Origin of the sequence: Streptomyces sp. NPDC059534 (assembly GCF_042743475.1) — a bacterium.
Taxonomy (GTDB): Bacteria; Actinomycetota; Actinomycetes; order Streptomycetales; family Streptomycetaceae; genus Streptomyces.
In genome coordinates, this window is sequence record NZ_JBHWAQ010000074.1 from 1 (window position 1) to 16393 (window position 16393).

Below are 16393 nucleotides of genomic sequence, written 5' to 3' on the forward strand. Positions count from 1 at the left end.
CGGCCGCCAACTCCTCGAGCCCGTCCGGCGAGACCCCGCCGCGGTCGCCCCGCTCGCCGGACTCGGCGTCGAGTGCGACCTGGATCAGGCAGCCGTGTCGGGGTGCCTGCCTCCGGCAGGAGAGGGCGCCGCTGGCGCCCGAAGCTACTCGGGGTGACCGCCTTCGGCGGTCAGGGTCCGTCGTGCGGACTTGATGTTGAGTGGAGTCGGGTGCACTCTCACGCAAAGATGCTGATCACTAGGCACGGAAGGCACTGGGTTGAGTAGGTCACGGCTAATCAGTCTGTGCAGTGAGTCCAGTGAGTCCAGTGAGTTCAGTGGTCTCGCAATCCTGCCTTCGGCACTCTGCGTGACGTCTGAAAAGGTAGACCAATTTGGGTGCGGGCACAAGAAGAGCCCCGCCTCCCGATCGGGTGGCGGGGCTCTTGGGGATCTTGCTCGGGTCAGGTCGGGGGGCTCGTGATGGGGAGTGCCGGCGCCCCGTACTCCGGGGTGGGGGCGCTCGTGCTCCGGGGGCCGTCGCCGTAGCCGTGGCGGGCGAGTGCGTCGAACCAGTGGTCGCGGTGTTCGGTCGTGGGCCAGTAGGTGGGGGCCGGGTGGATCGGTACGGGGCGGGTGCAGATCGGCACGGGGAGCGGGGGGTGGGTCTGGTCGCTCATCCGGCGGGCTCCTGTCCTGGTGGTGGGTTCTCGGTGTGGTCAACGATTGCGGTGCAGGTCAGGTGCACAGTGGGTTCAGTGCCTCCAGTGGGGTCAGTAGAGGGTGCCGACGAGGTCGGCGAGGGTGTCGGCGGGGCCGGTGGGCAGGAGCGGCGGGAGGCTCTGTGCGGCCTTGTGGGCCACGATGGCGGCTCCTGAGTGTTCGGGTCCGGAGACCCGGCCGTGCGCCCGTCAGGGAGGCCAGGAGGCGGCTTCCGTAGGCGCCCGCGTTGGTCTGGTCGAGGATCAGGAGGGCGTCGGCGGGGCCGTCGCAGGGGGTCGGGTCGGCCGGGTGGGCGGCGGGGCAGCGGCCGGCGGGGCAGCGGCCGGCGGGGCAGCGGCCGGCGGGGCAGCGGCCGGCGGGGCAGCGGCCGGCGGGGCGGGTGCAGTGGTCGTGCCGCTCGCACTGGCACAGGCCGCACCCGGCGCACATCGCCCAGTCCTCGGTCTCGCACTCGGGGCACTCGCTCATGCGGTCTTCTCCTCCTTGGTCTCCCAGACCCAGCCGCGGACCGTGCGGCCGGTGGCGGCGGCCTTCTCGATGCGGTCGGGGAGGTCGTCAGTGGCCCACGCGCGGTACTGGGCCCACTGCAAGGTGATGGCCTTGAGGGCCTTCTCGCGCTCCTTGAAGAGCCGGACGACGGCGCCGCCCACGAAGCAGTAGACGACGATCAGGACCCAGGTCCAGAGGTGGAGCTGGTGGAGCTTCCAGGCCAGGCCGACGACGACGTTGAGGAGCAGGAGGCCGGCGCCGATGCCGAGGGTGGCCCCGGCCGCGATGGCGAGCCGGGTGGGCAGGGGCGCCTTCTCGGTGGTCTCTTCGGCGGTGGTCTCGGTGGTGGATTCCTCGGCCGGGTTTTCGGTCTTGACGAGGGTGAGTTCGGCGGGGCTCATGCGTCCAGGCTCCTGACGTTGTCGGGGGTGACGAGGTATCCGCGCTCTTCCAGTCGGGCGACGAGGGCCAATGTGGCGGCCTCGTCGGTCAGTTCCAGGTTGAAGAACTGACGGGCTTTCTCCTGCATGTCTCTGGTGGTGACTTCGGTGCCGATTTCGGCCGAGTTGATGACCGCGTCGGCTACGAAAATCAGCTTCTTTGCCGTGTGCAGCATTCCTTGGCGCTTTTCCATTCGCCTCTTTCTCGGGTTTTCCATGGCTCCGTTTTGCCTTTCAGAAGGGCGGGGAACTCGTGGCGAGTTCCCCGCCGGATTTCTCTACTCGGTGCCGGTCTCGGCGGTCTCTGATTCGGCCGATGCCTTGATCCGATTCCGGGTCCAGCGCTCCAGCTCGGTGGGGTTGTAAAGCTTCTCCTTGCCCTTGAGTGCGACGTGGTCGGGGAACTGCTTGTCTCGGGAGCGGGCATTCCTGAGGGCGAAGAGGTCGCGCTTTTCCTGCGGGGTGTCGACGCCGGGCTGGGCGGGGCCGGCCACTCCGGCGCAGACCGTGCGGGCGGCCTGGGAGAGGCTGATCGGGGTGGCCTCGGCCGGGGCGGCGGGTTCGCCCAGGTCAGGGTCGGGGACGACCCGCAGGGGGCGGCCGGTTGTGTCTGACACAACCTCTTCTCCCTGGTGGGTCCCCTCCCTGTGTCCCTTGTTCACTGTGTCGGTGCCGCGCATGAGCTGCTCGATGGAGGGGACCGGGGTGACCACTCCGGAGGTCGCGTACGCCTTCGCCTCCTCGTCGGTCATGAAGACCACCTGGGTCTCGTGGGCCTGGCCCGCGAGGACGATCTGGACGCGGCCGGAGTGGCGGGACGCCTTCGGAATGGGCGAGACTTCGGGGACGAGCATTCGCCATGCATTCTGCGTGTAGCGGGCGAGAATTCGGGCGGTGAATGCCTCTCGCATTTCCGGGCCGCCGACGGTCTGGGCCGTAAGAGACTGGCCGATCAGAAGCGCGTGCATGAGCTGCGAACGACCCATGAAGAGGAATTCTCCGAGCGCTTCAACGGCCGGGGACTCGTTCCCCTTCGCTCCTTCCGGTTTGTTCTTCGCCCAGTACTTCGACAACCGCTTGCGGAGGGTGTTCGCCTCTTCCAGGATCAGGAGAATTCGCGGGCCCATGGGAAGCGGCGGTTCACCGCGCAATTCCCGGTGCACGTTCTCCTCGGCGATGGCCATGCGCCGGTTTCCCTCCTGGGCCAGGGCCAACAGGAGGAAATGGGCGTCCATTTCACTGCGGATGTACATCAAGTTCTTGAGCCCATAGGCCCACTTGTGGGATGTCCGCTTGAAGTCGATGAGGAATGCGATTCCGCCGTGGTGGAGAACCTGGGCGGCAAATGCCTTTGCCAGTACGGACTTTCCGCCACCGGGGGCGGCGGAGAACATGATGTGCGGGCTCTCGTCGTCCAGGTCGATGGAGACCGAGACGTCGCGGTGGGAGAGGCCGAGGAACGGGGCGGAGGCCGGCGCCTTGTGCACGCGCTCGGCGACCTCGGGGTCGGAGTACATGACCCGCTGCGGGGCCCGGGGCGCCTGGGTGAAGGTGATGTGGTGCTTGCCGCCCTTGAGCCGGACGGTGGCCTTCACGTCCTGGAGGGCGAGCTTGCTGGTGACGGCCTGGACCACTGCGCTGGCGTCCGTGCCGGGCGCCCAGGTCCCCGGGAGCTCGATGCGGACGACGTCCCCGGCCCGCTCGGCGTAGTCCGCGGGGACCTTGAGGTAGTCGGAGGGCTTCACGCCCTCGGGCAGGCCCAGGAGGTCACGCAGGACGACGTGCAGGGGCCAGATCCAGTGCTTGCGGTGCTTCCAGGTGACGACCCCGTCCATGCCCCGGAAACCGGCCCAGGAGGCCGCTGCGGCGGCGGCGCCGACCCCGGAGAGCTGGAGGCTCTGGAGGGTCTCCGTGGGCTCCACAACGGCCGCGTAGCCGGTTCCGCCGACGACGAACGTGCCGAACGCGCGGAGGCCGGCGGTCTCCAGGCGGGAGAGGTAGTCCCAGGAGTGCGGCATCCGGCCGTCCTCCCGCTTGGTGGTCAGCGGGGTTCCGCGGTGCGTCCAGGTGCGGTCCGTGCGGGGCTTGCCGTCCAGGGTGTCTCCGGAGACGACGCGCCAGCCGAAGGCGACGCGGCGGCCGATCTTGTGCCAGTCGGTCGGCCGGCGGACCGGGCGGGCGCCGGTGGCGGGGGAGGGTGCGAACATCGGGGGGACTCCTCTGTGGCTCTCTGCGGGGCTGTGCGGGGTCACCCGGGGACCGGCTGCTACCTGGCCCTCGGAGGGCCCGTCCGCCTCCTGCTACGGGGCGGACGGGCCCGGCATGGTCCGTCCGGCTGCTACCTCGGACGGGCCGGTCTTGCGGGTCTTTCACCTGCTACAGGTGTGAGATCCGGCGGCGGTGTGACAGTCGCCAGAAGATTTCTCAGCGCCAGGCGAGCGGGTTCGGTCCGCCGCGCTCGCCGGAGGTGTCCTCCAGGGACAGGTCGGTGTCCTGGGGGACCTGGGCCGGGGCGGTCTTCCCGCTGCCGGTGGCGGGGCCGAGGAGCGGGGAGACGGCAGCGAGCTGGGCCCAGACGGCGGCGGACTGGATGAGGAGGCCGGCCTCCTGGCGGTCGCGCTCGATCTGGTCGAGCTCGCGGGCGATGAGCGTGTGGTGCGGCCGGGCGTTGGTCTTGGCGACCAGGTCGTCGGCCCTGCGCAGGGCGGCCTCGGCGCGGGCGGTGAAGGTCTGGCGGTCGCTCATGTCGTGTCTCCTGTCTGCGGGATGTGCGGGGCCGGTTAGAGGTACTGGCCGGTGCCGGCGGTCTCGTCCTGGGCCGCGCGGACGGCTTCGATCGCGGGCCGCTGGCGGGTGATCTCCCGGCGGACCGAGTACCGGTTCGCGTCGGGCATGGCGGTCATGACCTCGGCGGCGATGGCGTCGGCGTCGATGAGCCCGGCGGCGACGGCCTGGCGGACCGCCTCGGCGATCGTGGCGGGAGGGGTATTGCCCGAAGGCTTGCCCTCGGCACGGGCGGCGGTGCGGGCAAGCCCGGCGCCGGGCTGGGCAACCGTCGTGGCGGCGGGCACCACGGCGGCGGGCTGGGGCTTGCCCAGGTCGGCGGGGGCCTTGCCGAGGTCGAGCGGGATGGGCTTGACGAGGGCAAGCGCGGGCACGGCGGGGGCGGTGACCTGCGGAATCTCGGTGCCCGTGTTCTGCCCGTCGGTGCCCTCCTCGGCACGGGTGACACTGAACTCAGTGGGTGCAGTGCCCACAGTGGGCTCCGTGGGCTTGCCCGCCTCCTGGAGAGCGGCGAGCGGGGCAGCCTCGGCGGCGCCGAGGGCACGGACGCGGAGTTCCTGGAACTCGGCGCGGGTCATGCCCAGGGCCTCGGCGGTCTGGCGGTGCTGGTGCTCGATGGCGAGGAGCTCGCCCAGCACCATGCCCTCTGCGCGGGCGACCTGACGCTGTACCTGGGCACGGGCCAGGACGAGCGTCGCCTTGGAGGTCTCGGCCTCCAGCCAGGCGGCGTCCTCGTCGCTCAGGTCGCGGTCGACGTGCTTGAGGACGGCGACCCAGAGGACCTTGGCGATGACCGAGACCATGGCGCCGACCACGGCCAGGGCGATGTCCTCGGCCTTCCAGCCGTGCCAGAAGATCGCGCCAGCGGTGATGACGACGAGGATGATGCCGAGGACGCGGGCCCAAGTCCGCTTCTCGCGGTCGTAGCGGGCGAGGATCTCCAGGATGATGCAGGTGATCCAGGCGGCATCGAAGAGGGCGGCGGCGGCGTATCCGGGGCCGCCCTGGAGGAGGTCGCCGATCGAGATCGTGGACCAGACGATCGCCACGGCCGTGAGGGCCAGGACGACGGCACCGGCGGTGCGGAGGCCGATGACGTCCCAGTTGCGGGGCGCCATCGGGACGAGCTTGGTGACGGGCTTGGGGATCTGGTGGGTCTTGCCGTCCCGGGTGACGTCGGTCAGGACGGACTGGGTCTGGGTCTTGAAGCGCATGGTCACTTCGCCTTCTTGCTGAGGAGGCCGGTGCGGGCGGCCTTGGCGGGCTTCGGGGTCTCTCGCAGGGCCTTGATGCCGGCCGCGACGCCGACCACGCCGATGCCGATACCGATGCCGCCGTAGGCGACGGCCTGGCCCATGGCGGCGACCGCCGGGGCGGCGACGACCAGGAGCACGGTGGCGGGGGTGCAGAGGATGACCAGGCCGACGGCGGCGATCAGGCCGTTGCGGAGCCAGGCCGGGATGGGCTGGGTCGGCATCTGGACGATGACCGGCTGCTGCTGGGACTGGGTCGGGATGTAGACCGGCTGACCCTCGGCCGTGTACGCCACGGTCACGCCGGGCGGGATGGAGTGGAGGGGCTGGGGGACGTACGGCTGGATGTCCTGGTGGTGGGTCACGGTGTGGCTCCCTGGGGAGGGGTGGTGCCGCGCGGGGCGGCACCACTGGAGGGCGAGAGGGTCAGGAGTCGAGCTCGACGGTCGGCCATCCGGCCCAGTCGGCCAGGCGGTCGGCCATCTCCAGGGCCATGTCCACGCAGGCCCGGCGGCCGGGGCCGGAGGAGACCCACCAGAGGCAGGCGCCCAGGGCGGCGGCGGTCGCGACGGGGAGGGCCGAGAGGATCGCGGCGAAGGAGGTGAGGCCGAGGCCGAGGAGGGACTGACCGAGGAGGAGCGCGACGCCGACGAGGGTGAAGAAGAGCACCAGGGCGTCGGTGCGGACCAGGGCCCAGACCAGCGGGCGGACGAGGAGGGTCTTCACGGTCACCACCAGCCCTGGGACTTGCGCTCGGCCTTGGCCTTGGCGGCCTCCCCGATGACCCGGGCCTTCTCGGTCTCGGTCGCGTTGATCTCGGCCTGGAGCGTCTGGGCGGCGTTCGCCCAGATCGTGTCGATGGCCTTCTCCGCGCGGGGCGAGTCCTTGAGCTTGAGGGCCTTGCCGAAGACGACGGCCGAGTGACGGGCCAGGGCCGCCTGGTCTCGGGCCGACAGGGCCCAGGACTCGCGGGACTGGACGGCCTTGAGCTTGGCCTGGGCGGTGCGGATCGCCTGGTCAAGCTTGCGGGTGTTCGCCATGGGTCAGCCCTTCGTCGGGTAGGTGTGGCCGGCGGGCGGGTAGGTCTCGGCGGGGTCGTAGCCGACGCCGAAGAGCACGGTCTCCTCGAAAGCGGACAGGTCCGCGTCCCCGCAGGGGTCGCCGGTCCGGGCCGCGTACGCGGACTCCAGGCCGTCCAGGAGCCGGTACGTACGGGCGTCGTCGTCCTTCTTGGACTCTCTGCGCTTGAAGAGGCCCATCGAGATCACCCGTTCTTCCCGTACTTGTGGCTGGAGGTCTTGTTCGCGTCGCGGACCTTGTCGGAGAGGGACTGACCCTGGCCGCTCTGGGTCTGGGAGCTCTGGCCGCTCATGCCGCGTCCTCCAGCTCCCACGGGCGCCGGCGGGCGGTCGCGGCGGCGGCCTTGCAGCCGGTGCAGGCGATCTCGCCCCGGCGGAGGTGGGCCTTGTAGCCGCGGGGGGTGCCGCAGACCGGCGGGGTCGAGCGGACCGTGCGGGTCTGCTCGGGGAACCAGCCACGGAGCGTGCGGCGGTCGACGCCGACCTGGACGGCGACGAGGGTGTACTCGATCCCGGCCTCCAGGAGGAGGCTGGCCGCGTACTGGGCCTCGTCGGTGGTGAGGGTCGCGTCGTTGCGGTTACCGGTCACGGCCCGCTCGACGGCGATCGTGTCGATGACGGCCAGGCCGTCGCGGCCGGACACGAAGACGGTCGGGGCCGCCATGCGGGGGAGTCGGATGCTCGTCGTCACGGCGATCACCGGGACCCGGCGAGACGGAGGCGGCGGGCGCCCGCGTGGATGTTCTTGCAGACGACCTGCTGGGCCTTGCCCATGCGGCGGGCGATCCGGTTCTGGGACATGCCCTGGGCCGCGAGCTTCACCGCCGTCGCCTGGGCGGGGGTGAGGTCGGCCAGGGCCAGGACGTCGGCGTCGGCCGGCGGGGCGGCGGGCAGGAGCCGGATCGCCACGACATCGCCGAAGTCGGTGACGGTCTCGGTCGAGCTCTTCGGGCGGTAGACGTCGACGGCCGCGCGGAACGCGATCGAGCGGAGCCAGCCGTACGCCTTGGCGTCCTCGGCCTGGAGCCGGTCGAGCGAGCGGGCCGCCCTCAGCCAGGTCTCGGAGACGACGTCCTCGGCGGTCGCGTGGTCGCGGGTCTGCGTACCGGCGAACGCCAGGAGGCGGGTGTTGTAGAGGCGGAACAGGCGGTCCAGCCGCGCGGCGGCGGCCGGGGACAGGGGCTGTACCTCGTTACGATCCATCTCAGGATCGCTCCCTTCTGGCAGGTCAGAACGGGGATCGGTCTCAGGCCCCCGGGCAGGCGGTAGGACGCCAGCCCGGGGGCCGCTCTGCTTTTGAAGCAGGCGGTGCACCAACAAGGTAGACCACTAGCGCTGTTGAGCGCTAGTGGTAGCGCTAGGTGTGTACGTGGACTAGCCTTAGACGTGCACCCCTGCACTCAGTGGTGCAGCACGAGACCAAAGAAGGGAGGCCAGTTATGCCCGAGAACACCGGATACGCGGAAATTGCCGCCTACTACCGCCAGCAGATCCAGGACGGAACGCTCCGGCCGGGCGACACCATGCCGTCGCTGCGGCAGGTCTGCGAGCGCTTCGGCGTGGCTCAGACCACCGCCAATCGCGCCTACCGGGCACTCAAGATGGAGGGCCTGACTCTCCCCAAGTCGGGCGTCGGCACGGTCGTGGCCGGCCTCGTCAGCAACAACATCGCCACTCGGGTCCACCTGCACGAAACGACGGGCAGGGCCCTGGGCGGCGGCGAGAGTTCCCGCATCTTGGAGGTGGGGACCACCGGAGCTGACGAGCTGATCGCCCCTCGGCTCGATGTTGCTCCGGGGACGCCCGTCCACGTAAGGCGCCGGGTGGTAAGCCGCAATGGCGTGCCGGTGCACATCAGCAGTTCGTACTACCCGGCCTACGTGATCGCGGTGACTCCCGAACTGACCGAACCGGTGTCCACCGGCGGGTCCCGAGAGCTAGCAGCAGAGCGCCTCGGGGTGGCACAGGAAAGGGTCTTGGAGGAGGTCACCTCCCGTCTCGCAACCGAGACGGAGAAGACGGCCCTCGGTCTGACTGCCGGAGACGTGATCGTGACCCAGGTCGTCCGTACGGTCACGCTCGCAGATGGGCGGGTCGTCGAAGTCGCCGTCAAAGTCGTCGGCGGATCGACAATCCTCCGGTGGTCAACGTCGTTGAACACTCAGCCGGAAGCCTGAGCCCAGATCTACGGCCCCACGGACCTGTCCACCTACCGGCGTAAGCTGCACGGAATAACCGAACAAGATCCATAAACGCAAAAAAGCCGCACGCCCCACCCGGGGTCTCAATCAGGGGTCGAAGCCTGAAAGAGGTCGAAGTCCCGGAGAAGGGCGTCGCGGCGACCAAGCAAAGGTCTGCTGCCGAGTGTAGAGCAGGGGTGGGGAGATTTCTCCCCCACCTCTGACGACGTCGTGACGTCACATTCGCGTGGCAGGCCGCAGAGAGGACTCTGTGAGCACGTCCACCGAGATCCCCGCCCAGTCGCCTCAGAGGCGGCGCGGGGGCAATGTGCGGGCCCTGGAGCGGGATGGTGTCCCGCCGGGTTGCCGCTCGATCGCCGGGTTGCGGCGGGGCTGGTTTTACCAGGAGAGCAGCCGCGCGATCCTTCACCAGTCGGGCGAGGAGGCGCCGACGATCATCGGGTACGTCCCCGAGATCCAGGCCACGGTCGCCCACTACACGGACGATGGCGAGTACATCCGGACCGAGTACCTGGCCCGGGGGAAGCGTCAGCGCAATCCGCGGATCCTGACCGAGGACGAGCTGGACCGTGGCACGTGGGCGGCGAAGTGCGGTCAGCGCCGGCCGACCGGCAACGACGAGAAGCACGCGTTCGCCCGGATCATGCGCGAGGAGGGCGACAAGGCGCCCGAGGTCCCGGCCAGGACCTACTACAACGAGGCCGGGGACCTGATCTTCCCCGAGGCCCACGCGCAGACCCTCGGCTACCGGATGCTGCGGGGCGAGGAGGCCAAGGCCAAGGACGCGTGGGAGGAGATCGGGTACTGGACGACCGAGTGCGGCAAGTCCGCCCTCGTCCAGGGCGCGATGTTCGCCGGTCCGGTGCTCGACTCGCTCGACGTGCTGGCCCACATGGTCAACTGCTTCGGCCCCGGTCAGCAGGGCAAGTCCACGATCCTGACGATCTGCTCGGGGACGTTCGGCGACATCAAGCCCCGTCGTCAGCAGCTGATGATCACGTGGAACGCGTCGAAGCAGGGCATCACCCAGTCGCTCCGTCAACGCGGTTTCCTGCCGCTGTGCCTGGACGAGCACTCCAGCTCCGGCCGGCGCATCCAGGAGTCGTCCCGCGAGATCTCCCAGATGGTCGCCGGTGCCGTACGCGCCATGGGCACGGCCGACGGATCGCCGCGCGAGTCGGACGGCTTCTGGCTGTCCTGCGCGGTCTCCTCCTCCAACGAGCCCTTGAAGCACGAGGGCCAGACCGAGGACCTGGCCACCCGCCTCCAGGAGTTCAAGGCGCCGTTCTTCCCCGACAAGATGCTGCTGCCGGACGGGTCTCCGGCGCCCGAGGGCCACAAGGGCGCCGAGCACGTGTCCAAGCGGCTCAAGCGGCTGGCGAAGGCGTACGGCGGCTGGCCCCTGGAGTGGGCGATCCGCAAGGGCATGTTCCGCGCGGAGAACCTGGAGCGGATCAAGACCCGGCACCTGGAGCTCTGCTCGAAGTACCGGCCGTCGACCGGCGGCATCGCCGCGACGATCGCCGAGCTGCACATGGTCTGGGTCGTCGGCGCCTACATGCTCGGGGAGGCCATCGGCGTCCCCGAGATCGGCAAGGCCGCCGAGGCCGAGGCCGCCGCCCGGTTGGCCGACGCCATCACGGCGGCCGACGAGGCGAACGTGCCCGACCACGAGAAGCTCTGGTGGGCTCTCGATGCCCTGCGTCTCCAGAAGAGCGCGTTCCCCGACATGGACCGGCTCCCCGCAGCCGCTGAGGAGGGGTTCCGCCAGCTCCGCGGCTTCACCGACCCCGAGAGTGGCGAATGGTGGGTTCTCGACCCCGTCGTCCAGGAGGCCAGCGCCCAGGCCGGGATCGACAACATGACCGCCGCGATGCGGAGGCTGTACGAGCTCGGCATTCACCTTCGGGAGGAGAACGGCAAGCGGGCACAGTGCCAGCTTCCGAAGCCACTCCGCGGCAAGGGACTCGGACTCAGGATGCACCGCTTCAACACCCTGAGGGCCGAGGAGCTGTACGCCAGCGACGAGCCCGGCGGGAGCTCTGACAACGGCTCTCAAGGAGGCCCCGGCAGGGGTCCCGGACCAGAGTTCCGGAGCGGAACCACCACCGGGAACCACCCCGGAACCACCGAGGTGGTTCCGGAAAATGGGCCTCTGACCAGCACCGGAACCACCGGAACCACCGGAACCACCTCTTGGCTGTTGGACTTCTCTATGGAGAAGTCCAACGGCCCCGAGGAGGGCCAGGCCGAGGACGCTCCGGACACCCCCTCCACTGCACCCACTGGGGGCACTGCACCTACTGCACCCACGGAGAGCACTGTTCCGCCCGTGGGCGGACCGGTTCCGCCTGCGCGGGAGGTCGCTCCGGTCGTGAGCGAGTCCGTTCCGCCTGTGCGGGAGGTCGCTCCGGCCAAGGCCCGGCACACCTCCAAGAAGGAGCCCGTGGTGCTGGCCCAGGTCCGAGCCGTCACTGCCGAGGGCCTGTTCGACCCGGCGACCGGTACGTGTACCGCGCTGGAGGGCCAGGCCGTGACCGACCTCGTCGCCCTGGTCGACGTGGTCGCCGACTCCGCCGGATCACACGACGTCACCCTCGTCGTGGACGACGAGGTCCGGGCCCGGTACGGGCTCAACGGGCCCCGCCCGGGTCTCGGTAAGCCGTGGCACGCGGCGTTCCTGCCGCTGGTTGAGGCCGGGTGGCACCAGCCCCGCAAGGCCGGTCTGCGGCCCCGGGTGCAGCCGACGACGTCGATGGAGCACCCGAAGCGTCACGGGCATGTGCGGATCACCGTGGCGGCCTGGTTGAAGCCGACAGAGTTCCCGATGGGGCCGAAGGGCGACACCGCCGGCGCCGCGCGAATGGCGGAGCGGCTCGTGCAGTACGCGGAGCTGGTCCGCTGGTCCTACACCGGGACCGCCGCGAACACCGCGATCTGGGCCCTGCGCGGGTGCCTGGACGCGACGCGGAAGACGTTCGTGCAGATGGTCCCGAAGAACAGCCCGGAGTGGCCGACCTGGCAGGCCGCCGACTCCTGGTCCCGGCCGCTGACCGACCAGGAGCGGGCCCACGGGTTCGTCATCGGCTACGACGCCATCAAGAACTACCTGCCAGCCTATGGCCAGGCGATCGTCGCCGGGACCGAGCTGGTCCACGAGACCGGCGGGGTGCTCTTCGACGAGAAGATGGCCGGCCTCTGGCTCATGCGGGTGCCCGAGTGGCCTCACGCCCTGGTCCCCGCCCCCGTCCACGAGGTCCCGGCCGGGAAGCTGGTCTGGGTCACCACGGCGATCGTGAAGCTGTACGTGGAGAGCGGGATCAGCCCCGAGGTCATGGAAGCGTGGATTGCCCCGGCGGTCGGCTACCAGGGGTTCCGCGACTTCACCGCCCGGCTCCGTGACGGGCTCAAGGTCGTGGAGGCCCGCACCGGGGACACCGAGGCGACGATCCTGCGCGACGCGATGAAGGCCACCTACCGCACCCTGCACGGCAAGCTCCGCAACGACGACCAGTTCGTCATCGCCCGCCCGGACTGGGGCTACGCGGTCCGTGACGAGGCGTGGACCGGGCTCCTGCGGAAGGTCTACCGGGGCGCCGGAATCCTCGGGAAGGTCGACGTCCGCCGGTACCCGATCGCCGTGAACACCGACGAGCTGGTGTACGCGACCACCGACACCGACCCCCGGGCGTCCGTCCCGGCCGGGCTCCGTCTCGCCCCTGAGGGTGAGATCGGCCATCTCGGACAGTTCCGCCCCAAGACCGCCATGACCACGAAGGAGTGGGAGGAGAGCCGTGGCTAAGCCGCAGCAGACGACGTGGGCCGGTGCCCTGATGGCCAAGCTGACCGGCCGCGCGGCCGGCGGACACGAGCGGATCGCGAAGAAGTCGATCGGCGAGCGTCTGGGCTGGCTCGGCAAGCGCAACCGAGGCGACGAGGAGAAGACGGCCGCCGCGGCCGGGGTCACCAAGCGGACCCTGCGCGGCTGGCTCTCGGGCAAGGCCAAGCCCTCGGCCAAGAGCCTGGAGAAGCTGGAGCGGGCCGAGCGGGAGGCGATGACGAAGCTGGTCTCCGCCAAGGACCGGGCCGAGATCGACTCCTCCACCAAGAAGGTGGGCACCCGGTCCCGTGACACCCGGGTCTCCGGGGGCGCGTACCTCTCCGGCACGGTCCGGGTCTCCGGCGACGAGCGCGACCGCACGATCCAGTTTGGCCGGCACCTGCCGAGCGGGTTCATGGACGAGGTCCGCCAGGCGTTCGTCGAAGGCGGGCAGGAGGCCGCTGTCTCGAAGATGGAGGAGGGTCTGGCCCAGCACTACTTCGGGACGTCCGACTTCGAGATCATCTCCGTCGAAGAACTCTCCTTCGGCGGAATCAACGATCCTCTCGGCGACGTCGGCGACTCCGGCGGACGGTACGTCTCCGACACCGAGACCCTCAAGCCAGGCGACATCCTGGAAGACTGACCAGCTCACAGCGGAGCCCCGCACCCCAGGATGGGGTGCGGGGCTCCTTCTCAAGCGCTTGGCTAGCCCTGGAAGTTCCGGAAGGCATCCTGAGCCTTCTGCAAGTCAGCAAAGCTAAGGTCACGGTCCTGGGCCCATCGCTGGAGGCCGTCGACGTCGTCATAGACATCTGAGATCTCGGCGATCCTCTGCCAGGGGTAGAACGCGGTACCGACCCTGAAGTGGGTCTCCTCGTCCCCACCCTTCTTGAAGATCGTGAGCTGCCAGCATCCAGTGAGCTTGATCCCGTACGGCAGGTAGCTGAGGTACTTGCCGGGGATGTCGATGGACTCCCCAATACCCTCCTCCTCCATGCTGTCGTTCAGCGTGATCGTGAAGGACGATTCGTAACCTGCCATGCCAACGACCTTTCAGATGTGATGGTGAGAACCTGTCACACTCCGGGTGCCTGCTGTCGCGTGTCACGCCCACATCGAGCTGTGACCTGGGCGAACCCCCCGCGTGAAAACTGGACGTGACAGCGTGACAGCTATGCATCCTCGGCCGCCATCACCTTCAGCTTCTCGCCAATCCGGAAGGCCAGGGCGTCGTTGTCCACCAGCTCTTCGCCAAGGAGCCGCAGGACACGAGCGAGCGGGACCTGGGAAAGGTCGTGATCCGCGGCTGCCTGGTTGCACCAGCGCTTGAGCGCACGGTGCTGAGTGGGCGACAGATCAAGGGTGACCCGGATCGGCTCGGTGCGGACCTTCTGCGCGGCCTCGGTCGCCCTCGGCGCGGTCGGCTGCTGACTCGCGGCGGCGGCGTAGCGGCTACGGCGCTTGGTGCTCATGCTCGGTCTCCAGCGTGCGGGGTGAGGGCCTTCAGTTCCTTGGCGACGCGCTCGTACGGCGTGCCCAGGGCACGGACCCTGGAGCCACCGGTCTGGCGGTACATGTCGTCGTGGAAGGGGATCTGGGCGTCCAGCGTGCGGTACTCGTGGTTGGTGAGTTCGTCGCGGACGTCACGGTCCGGGCCTCCCTTGGTCATCCGGGAGGTGTTCGTCCGCGTCAGCAGGAAGACAACCTCGGCCTTCTCCTTGCCCAGTTCCTCGCGGAGCTCCTGGAGCTCCTGGATGAAGTCGCCGAAGGCGTCGTCGCGGAAGAGCCGGCGGACCTCTACCGGGCTCGGGGCGATCGGAATCACCCAGGTGTCCGCGAACAGCATGGCGCCCTTGGCGATCTGCTCGTGGTCTTCGACCTGCGGGACGTCGATGACGACCGAGCCGCGGCCCCGGACGATGTCCGGGAGGGTGCGGTGCAGCTGCTTCACGGGCTTGCTGACTACCGGGTACGGCATCCCGCCCGCCATCTCATCCCAGTCCAGGCACGTCTTGCCCTTGTCCGCGTCGACCAGCATCGGGTCGTCACCCTGCTCGTAGAGCGCCTGGGCGAGGAAAATGCCGGACGTCGACTTCCCCACCCCGGGCTTCTGGCTCACGAGAGCCCATCTGTAGACCATGGCCCGTACCCTACTGCCCCCAGTGCTTTCCGTGCCTCCTGACCTGCACTTTGACCGATCAGCCATCGGATCGGTCACGGGATCGGTCACCTGCCGGCCTGTCGTGACCGATCAGCCATCGGATCGGTCACGGGATCGGTCACCTGCCGGCCTGTCGTGACCGATCCGATGACCGATGACCGATGACCGGCCCGGGGAACGTGATTCAGTTCCTCGCACCGCTGGTTCAGTTCGCTGGGCTGGTTCAGTTTCCTCGGCAAAACTGAACCAGGCTCCTTCCCCCTCCACTCACCACAGCACCCTGAGAGACTCTCAAGCCGTTTTCCCAGGTAAACGCGCTCATGTGGGGCTGAGAGGTTGCCCGGCCTCATGGTGAGCGTCGGCCCCATGGTTCAGTTCCAGGCTCCTGGTTCAGTTCTCCATGAGGAACTGAACCAGGAGCAGCCGACGCATTCGTGCAGGTCAGAACCTCTCTGGTTCAGTTCACGGTCCGTGGTTCAGTTCCGCACGAAGAACTGAACCACGGGCCTCCTTGGCGTTTCCGCAGGTCAGAGCCCTCCTGGTTCAGTTTCCTCCCAGCCCTGGTTCAGTTCTCCGGTTCCTGGTTCAGTTGCCGATCCGAACTGAACCAGCCCCACCAAGCCTGTTTGCGCAGGTCAGCGCTTTACCAAAGATCGACTGGTTCAGTTGGTTCAGTTCTGCCGCCCGGAACAGCTATATCCGCAGCTTTCCGGGGCTCTGGTTCACTCCCGGGTGTGAGCCCTGGTTCCGAGAGGGCGGCGCCCTCTCAGGCTCTCCCGCCCCTGCGGCCGTGTGGGGGCGGGGACGGGGTCCGTGGGCGGTTTACGTGGCCAGCCGTCCGCCGGGCACAGCTCTCGTCGTTGCGTGCGCCGAAGGCTGGCGGGGAGGGGTGGACCGTCTCGTGATCTTGGTTCGCCGTCTAGCAGGCCGTCCCTGGCCGGGCGCCGTGCCCCCGCCGTCACGGATGCGGGAGCGTGAGGCGACCCTCCGCCCGGTCTCGGCCGGCGGGGAGCTGGCCGCTGCCGCGATGTGGCTGAGCCCGGCACTCTCGCTCCGCTCGCCCACGCATCGACGTGGCCGACCGTCCAGCCGACCCAAATTGGTCTAGTTTACTCTCCGTAGTAGATCGCCATCGTGGGCCCGACGGCGCCGGCCCCACCGAGCACCGCAAAAACGGCACGTGCTCCACTGACCACACTGGCGAGACTGGGTGCACTGACCCCCAGTACACCACTGACAGTCAGTGTATTCCGTGCGCTTTCACCTGCGAGTATTCCTCCCGAGAGGCGACCTCCCTCGGTCTCCCCCGCCAGCGCGGCCCGGCCGGGCGACGTCTCGGCAGCGCGGGGCGCCACCGAGACCCGAGAGGGCAAGCCCCCTCGGGCTCCCCCGCGACCGCAAGCGGTCACGATCCGTACATGCCGCCTTCGGCGGCACCGGCAGGCCGAAGGCCGGTACCCC

At 69.2% G+C, this 16393-nt stretch carries 18 protein-coding genes and 1 pseudogene; 3 read left to right on the plus strand and 16 right to left on the minus strand.

What is annotated here, in order from left to right; translation table 11 throughout:
* The 13 genes and pseudogenes from ACFVZH_RS38545 to ACFVZH_RS38605 form a co-directional block, all read right to left on the minus strand.
* Positions 1-94 (minus strand): annotated as a pseudogene (locus ACFVZH_RS38545) (YggS family pyridoxal phosphate-dependent enzyme); the annotation flags it as partial.
* Between the two features lie 349 nt (positions 95-443).
* A complete protein-coding gene (locus tag ACFVZH_RS38550) occupies positions 444-659 on the minus strand; it encodes a hypothetical protein (protein ID WP_384905062.1) in 216 nt (71 codons plus the stop codon).
* Positions 660-1166: 507 nt separating this feature from the next.
* Positions 1167-1592 (minus strand): hypothetical protein, encoded by a 426-nt coding sequence (locus ACFVZH_RS38555; RefSeq protein WP_384905064.1) that lies wholly within the window; start codon positions 1590-1592, stop codon positions 1167-1169.
* Positions 1589-1825 (minus strand): hypothetical protein, encoded by a 237-nt coding sequence (locus tag ACFVZH_RS38560; RefSeq protein WP_384905065.1) that lies wholly within the window; start codon positions 1823-1825, stop codon positions 1589-1591. Before ACFVZH_RS38560 ends, ACFVZH_RS38555 begins: the two co-directional genes overlap by 4 nt.
* Positions 1826-1909: 84 nt before the next feature.
* Positions 1910-3838 (minus strand): hypothetical protein, encoded by a 1929-nt coding sequence (locus tag ACFVZH_RS38565; RefSeq protein ID WP_384905067.1) that lies wholly within the window; start codon positions 3836-3838, stop codon positions 1910-1912.
* Between the two features lie 217 nt (positions 3839-4055).
* Positions 4056-4376, minus strand: coding sequence for a hypothetical protein (locus ACFVZH_RS38570; protein ID WP_384905069.1), 321 nt, complete (start codon positions 4374-4376; stop codon positions 4056-4058).
* A gap of 35 nt (positions 4377-4411) precedes the next feature.
* Positions 4412-5629, minus strand: coding sequence for a hypothetical protein (locus tag ACFVZH_RS38575; protein WP_384905071.1), 1218 nt, complete (start codon positions 5627-5629; stop codon positions 4412-4414).
* A gap of 2 nt (positions 5630-5631) precedes the next feature.
* Complete coding sequence (locus tag ACFVZH_RS38580) at positions 5632-6033, minus strand: hypothetical protein (protein ID WP_384905073.1); 402 nt, start codon at positions 6031-6033, stop codon at positions 5632-5634.
* Between the two features lie 61 nt (positions 6034-6094).
* Positions 6095-6400: a hypothetical protein gene (locus ACFVZH_RS38585; protein ID WP_384905075.1), complete on the minus strand. Its 306-nt coding sequence runs from the start codon at positions 6398-6400 to the stop codon at positions 6095-6097.
* A complete protein-coding gene (locus tag ACFVZH_RS38590; protein ID WP_384905077.1) occupies positions 6397-6708 on the minus strand; it encodes a hypothetical protein in 312 nt (103 codons plus the stop codon). The genes ACFVZH_RS38585 and ACFVZH_RS38590 overlap by 4 nt, the downstream gene beginning before the upstream one ends.
* A gap of 3 nt (positions 6709-6711) precedes the next feature.
* Positions 6712-6936 carry a hypothetical protein gene (locus tag ACFVZH_RS38595; protein ID WP_384905079.1) on the minus strand — a complete coding sequence of 75 codons (225 nt, stop codon included), beginning with the start codon at positions 6934-6936 and terminating at the stop codon, positions 6712-6714.
* Between the two features lie 100 nt (positions 6937-7036).
* Positions 7037-7438 carry a hypothetical protein gene (locus tag ACFVZH_RS38600; protein WP_384905081.1) on the minus strand — a complete coding sequence of 134 codons (402 nt, stop codon included), beginning with the start codon at positions 7436-7438 and terminating at the stop codon, positions 7037-7039.
* Positions 7439-7443: 5 nt separating this feature from the next.
* Positions 7444-7950, minus strand: a complete 507-nt coding sequence (locus tag ACFVZH_RS38605) for an RNA polymerase sigma factor (protein WP_384905083.1) — start codon at positions 7948-7950, stop codon at positions 7444-7446.
* 236 nt (positions 7951-8186) lie between these two features.
* Between ACFVZH_RS38605 and ACFVZH_RS38610 the strand changes: the two genes are divergently transcribed.
* From ACFVZH_RS38610 to ACFVZH_RS38620, 3 genes are all read left to right on the plus strand, one after another.
* Complete coding sequence (locus ACFVZH_RS38610; RefSeq protein WP_384905085.1) at positions 8187-8924, plus strand: GntR family transcriptional regulator; 738 nt, start codon at positions 8187-8189, stop codon at positions 8922-8924.
* A gap of 274 nt (positions 8925-9198) precedes the next feature.
* Positions 9199-12750 (plus strand): DUF927 domain-containing protein, encoded by a 3552-nt coding sequence (locus ACFVZH_RS38615; protein WP_384905087.1) that lies wholly within the window; start codon positions 9199-9201, stop codon positions 12748-12750.
* Positions 12743-13414, plus strand: coding sequence for a helix-turn-helix domain-containing protein (locus ACFVZH_RS38620; RefSeq protein WP_384905089.1), 672 nt, complete (start codon positions 12743-12745; stop codon positions 13412-13414). Before ACFVZH_RS38615 ends, ACFVZH_RS38620 begins: the two co-directional genes overlap by 8 nt.
* A gap of 62 nt (positions 13415-13476) precedes the next feature.
* On the opposite strand, the gene ACFVZH_RS38625 is transcribed toward ACFVZH_RS38620, so the two are convergent.
* The 3 genes from ACFVZH_RS38625 to ACFVZH_RS38635 all read right to left on the minus strand — a co-directional run bounded on the left by ACFVZH_RS38625 (position 13477) and on the right by ACFVZH_RS38635 (position 14911).
* A complete protein-coding gene (locus ACFVZH_RS38625) occupies positions 13477-13812 on the minus strand; it encodes a hypothetical protein (RefSeq protein WP_384905091.1) in 336 nt (111 codons plus the stop codon).
* 131 nt (positions 13813-13943) lie between these two features.
* Positions 13944-14243 (minus strand): hypothetical protein, encoded by a 300-nt coding sequence (locus ACFVZH_RS38630; protein WP_384905093.1) that lies wholly within the window; start codon positions 14241-14243, stop codon positions 13944-13946.
* Positions 14240-14911, minus strand: a complete 672-nt coding sequence (locus tag ACFVZH_RS38635) for a hypothetical protein (protein WP_384905095.1) — start codon at positions 14909-14911, stop codon at positions 14240-14242. Before ACFVZH_RS38635 ends, ACFVZH_RS38630 begins: the two co-directional genes overlap by 4 nt.
* Positions 14912-16393 lie beyond the last annotated feature (1482 nt).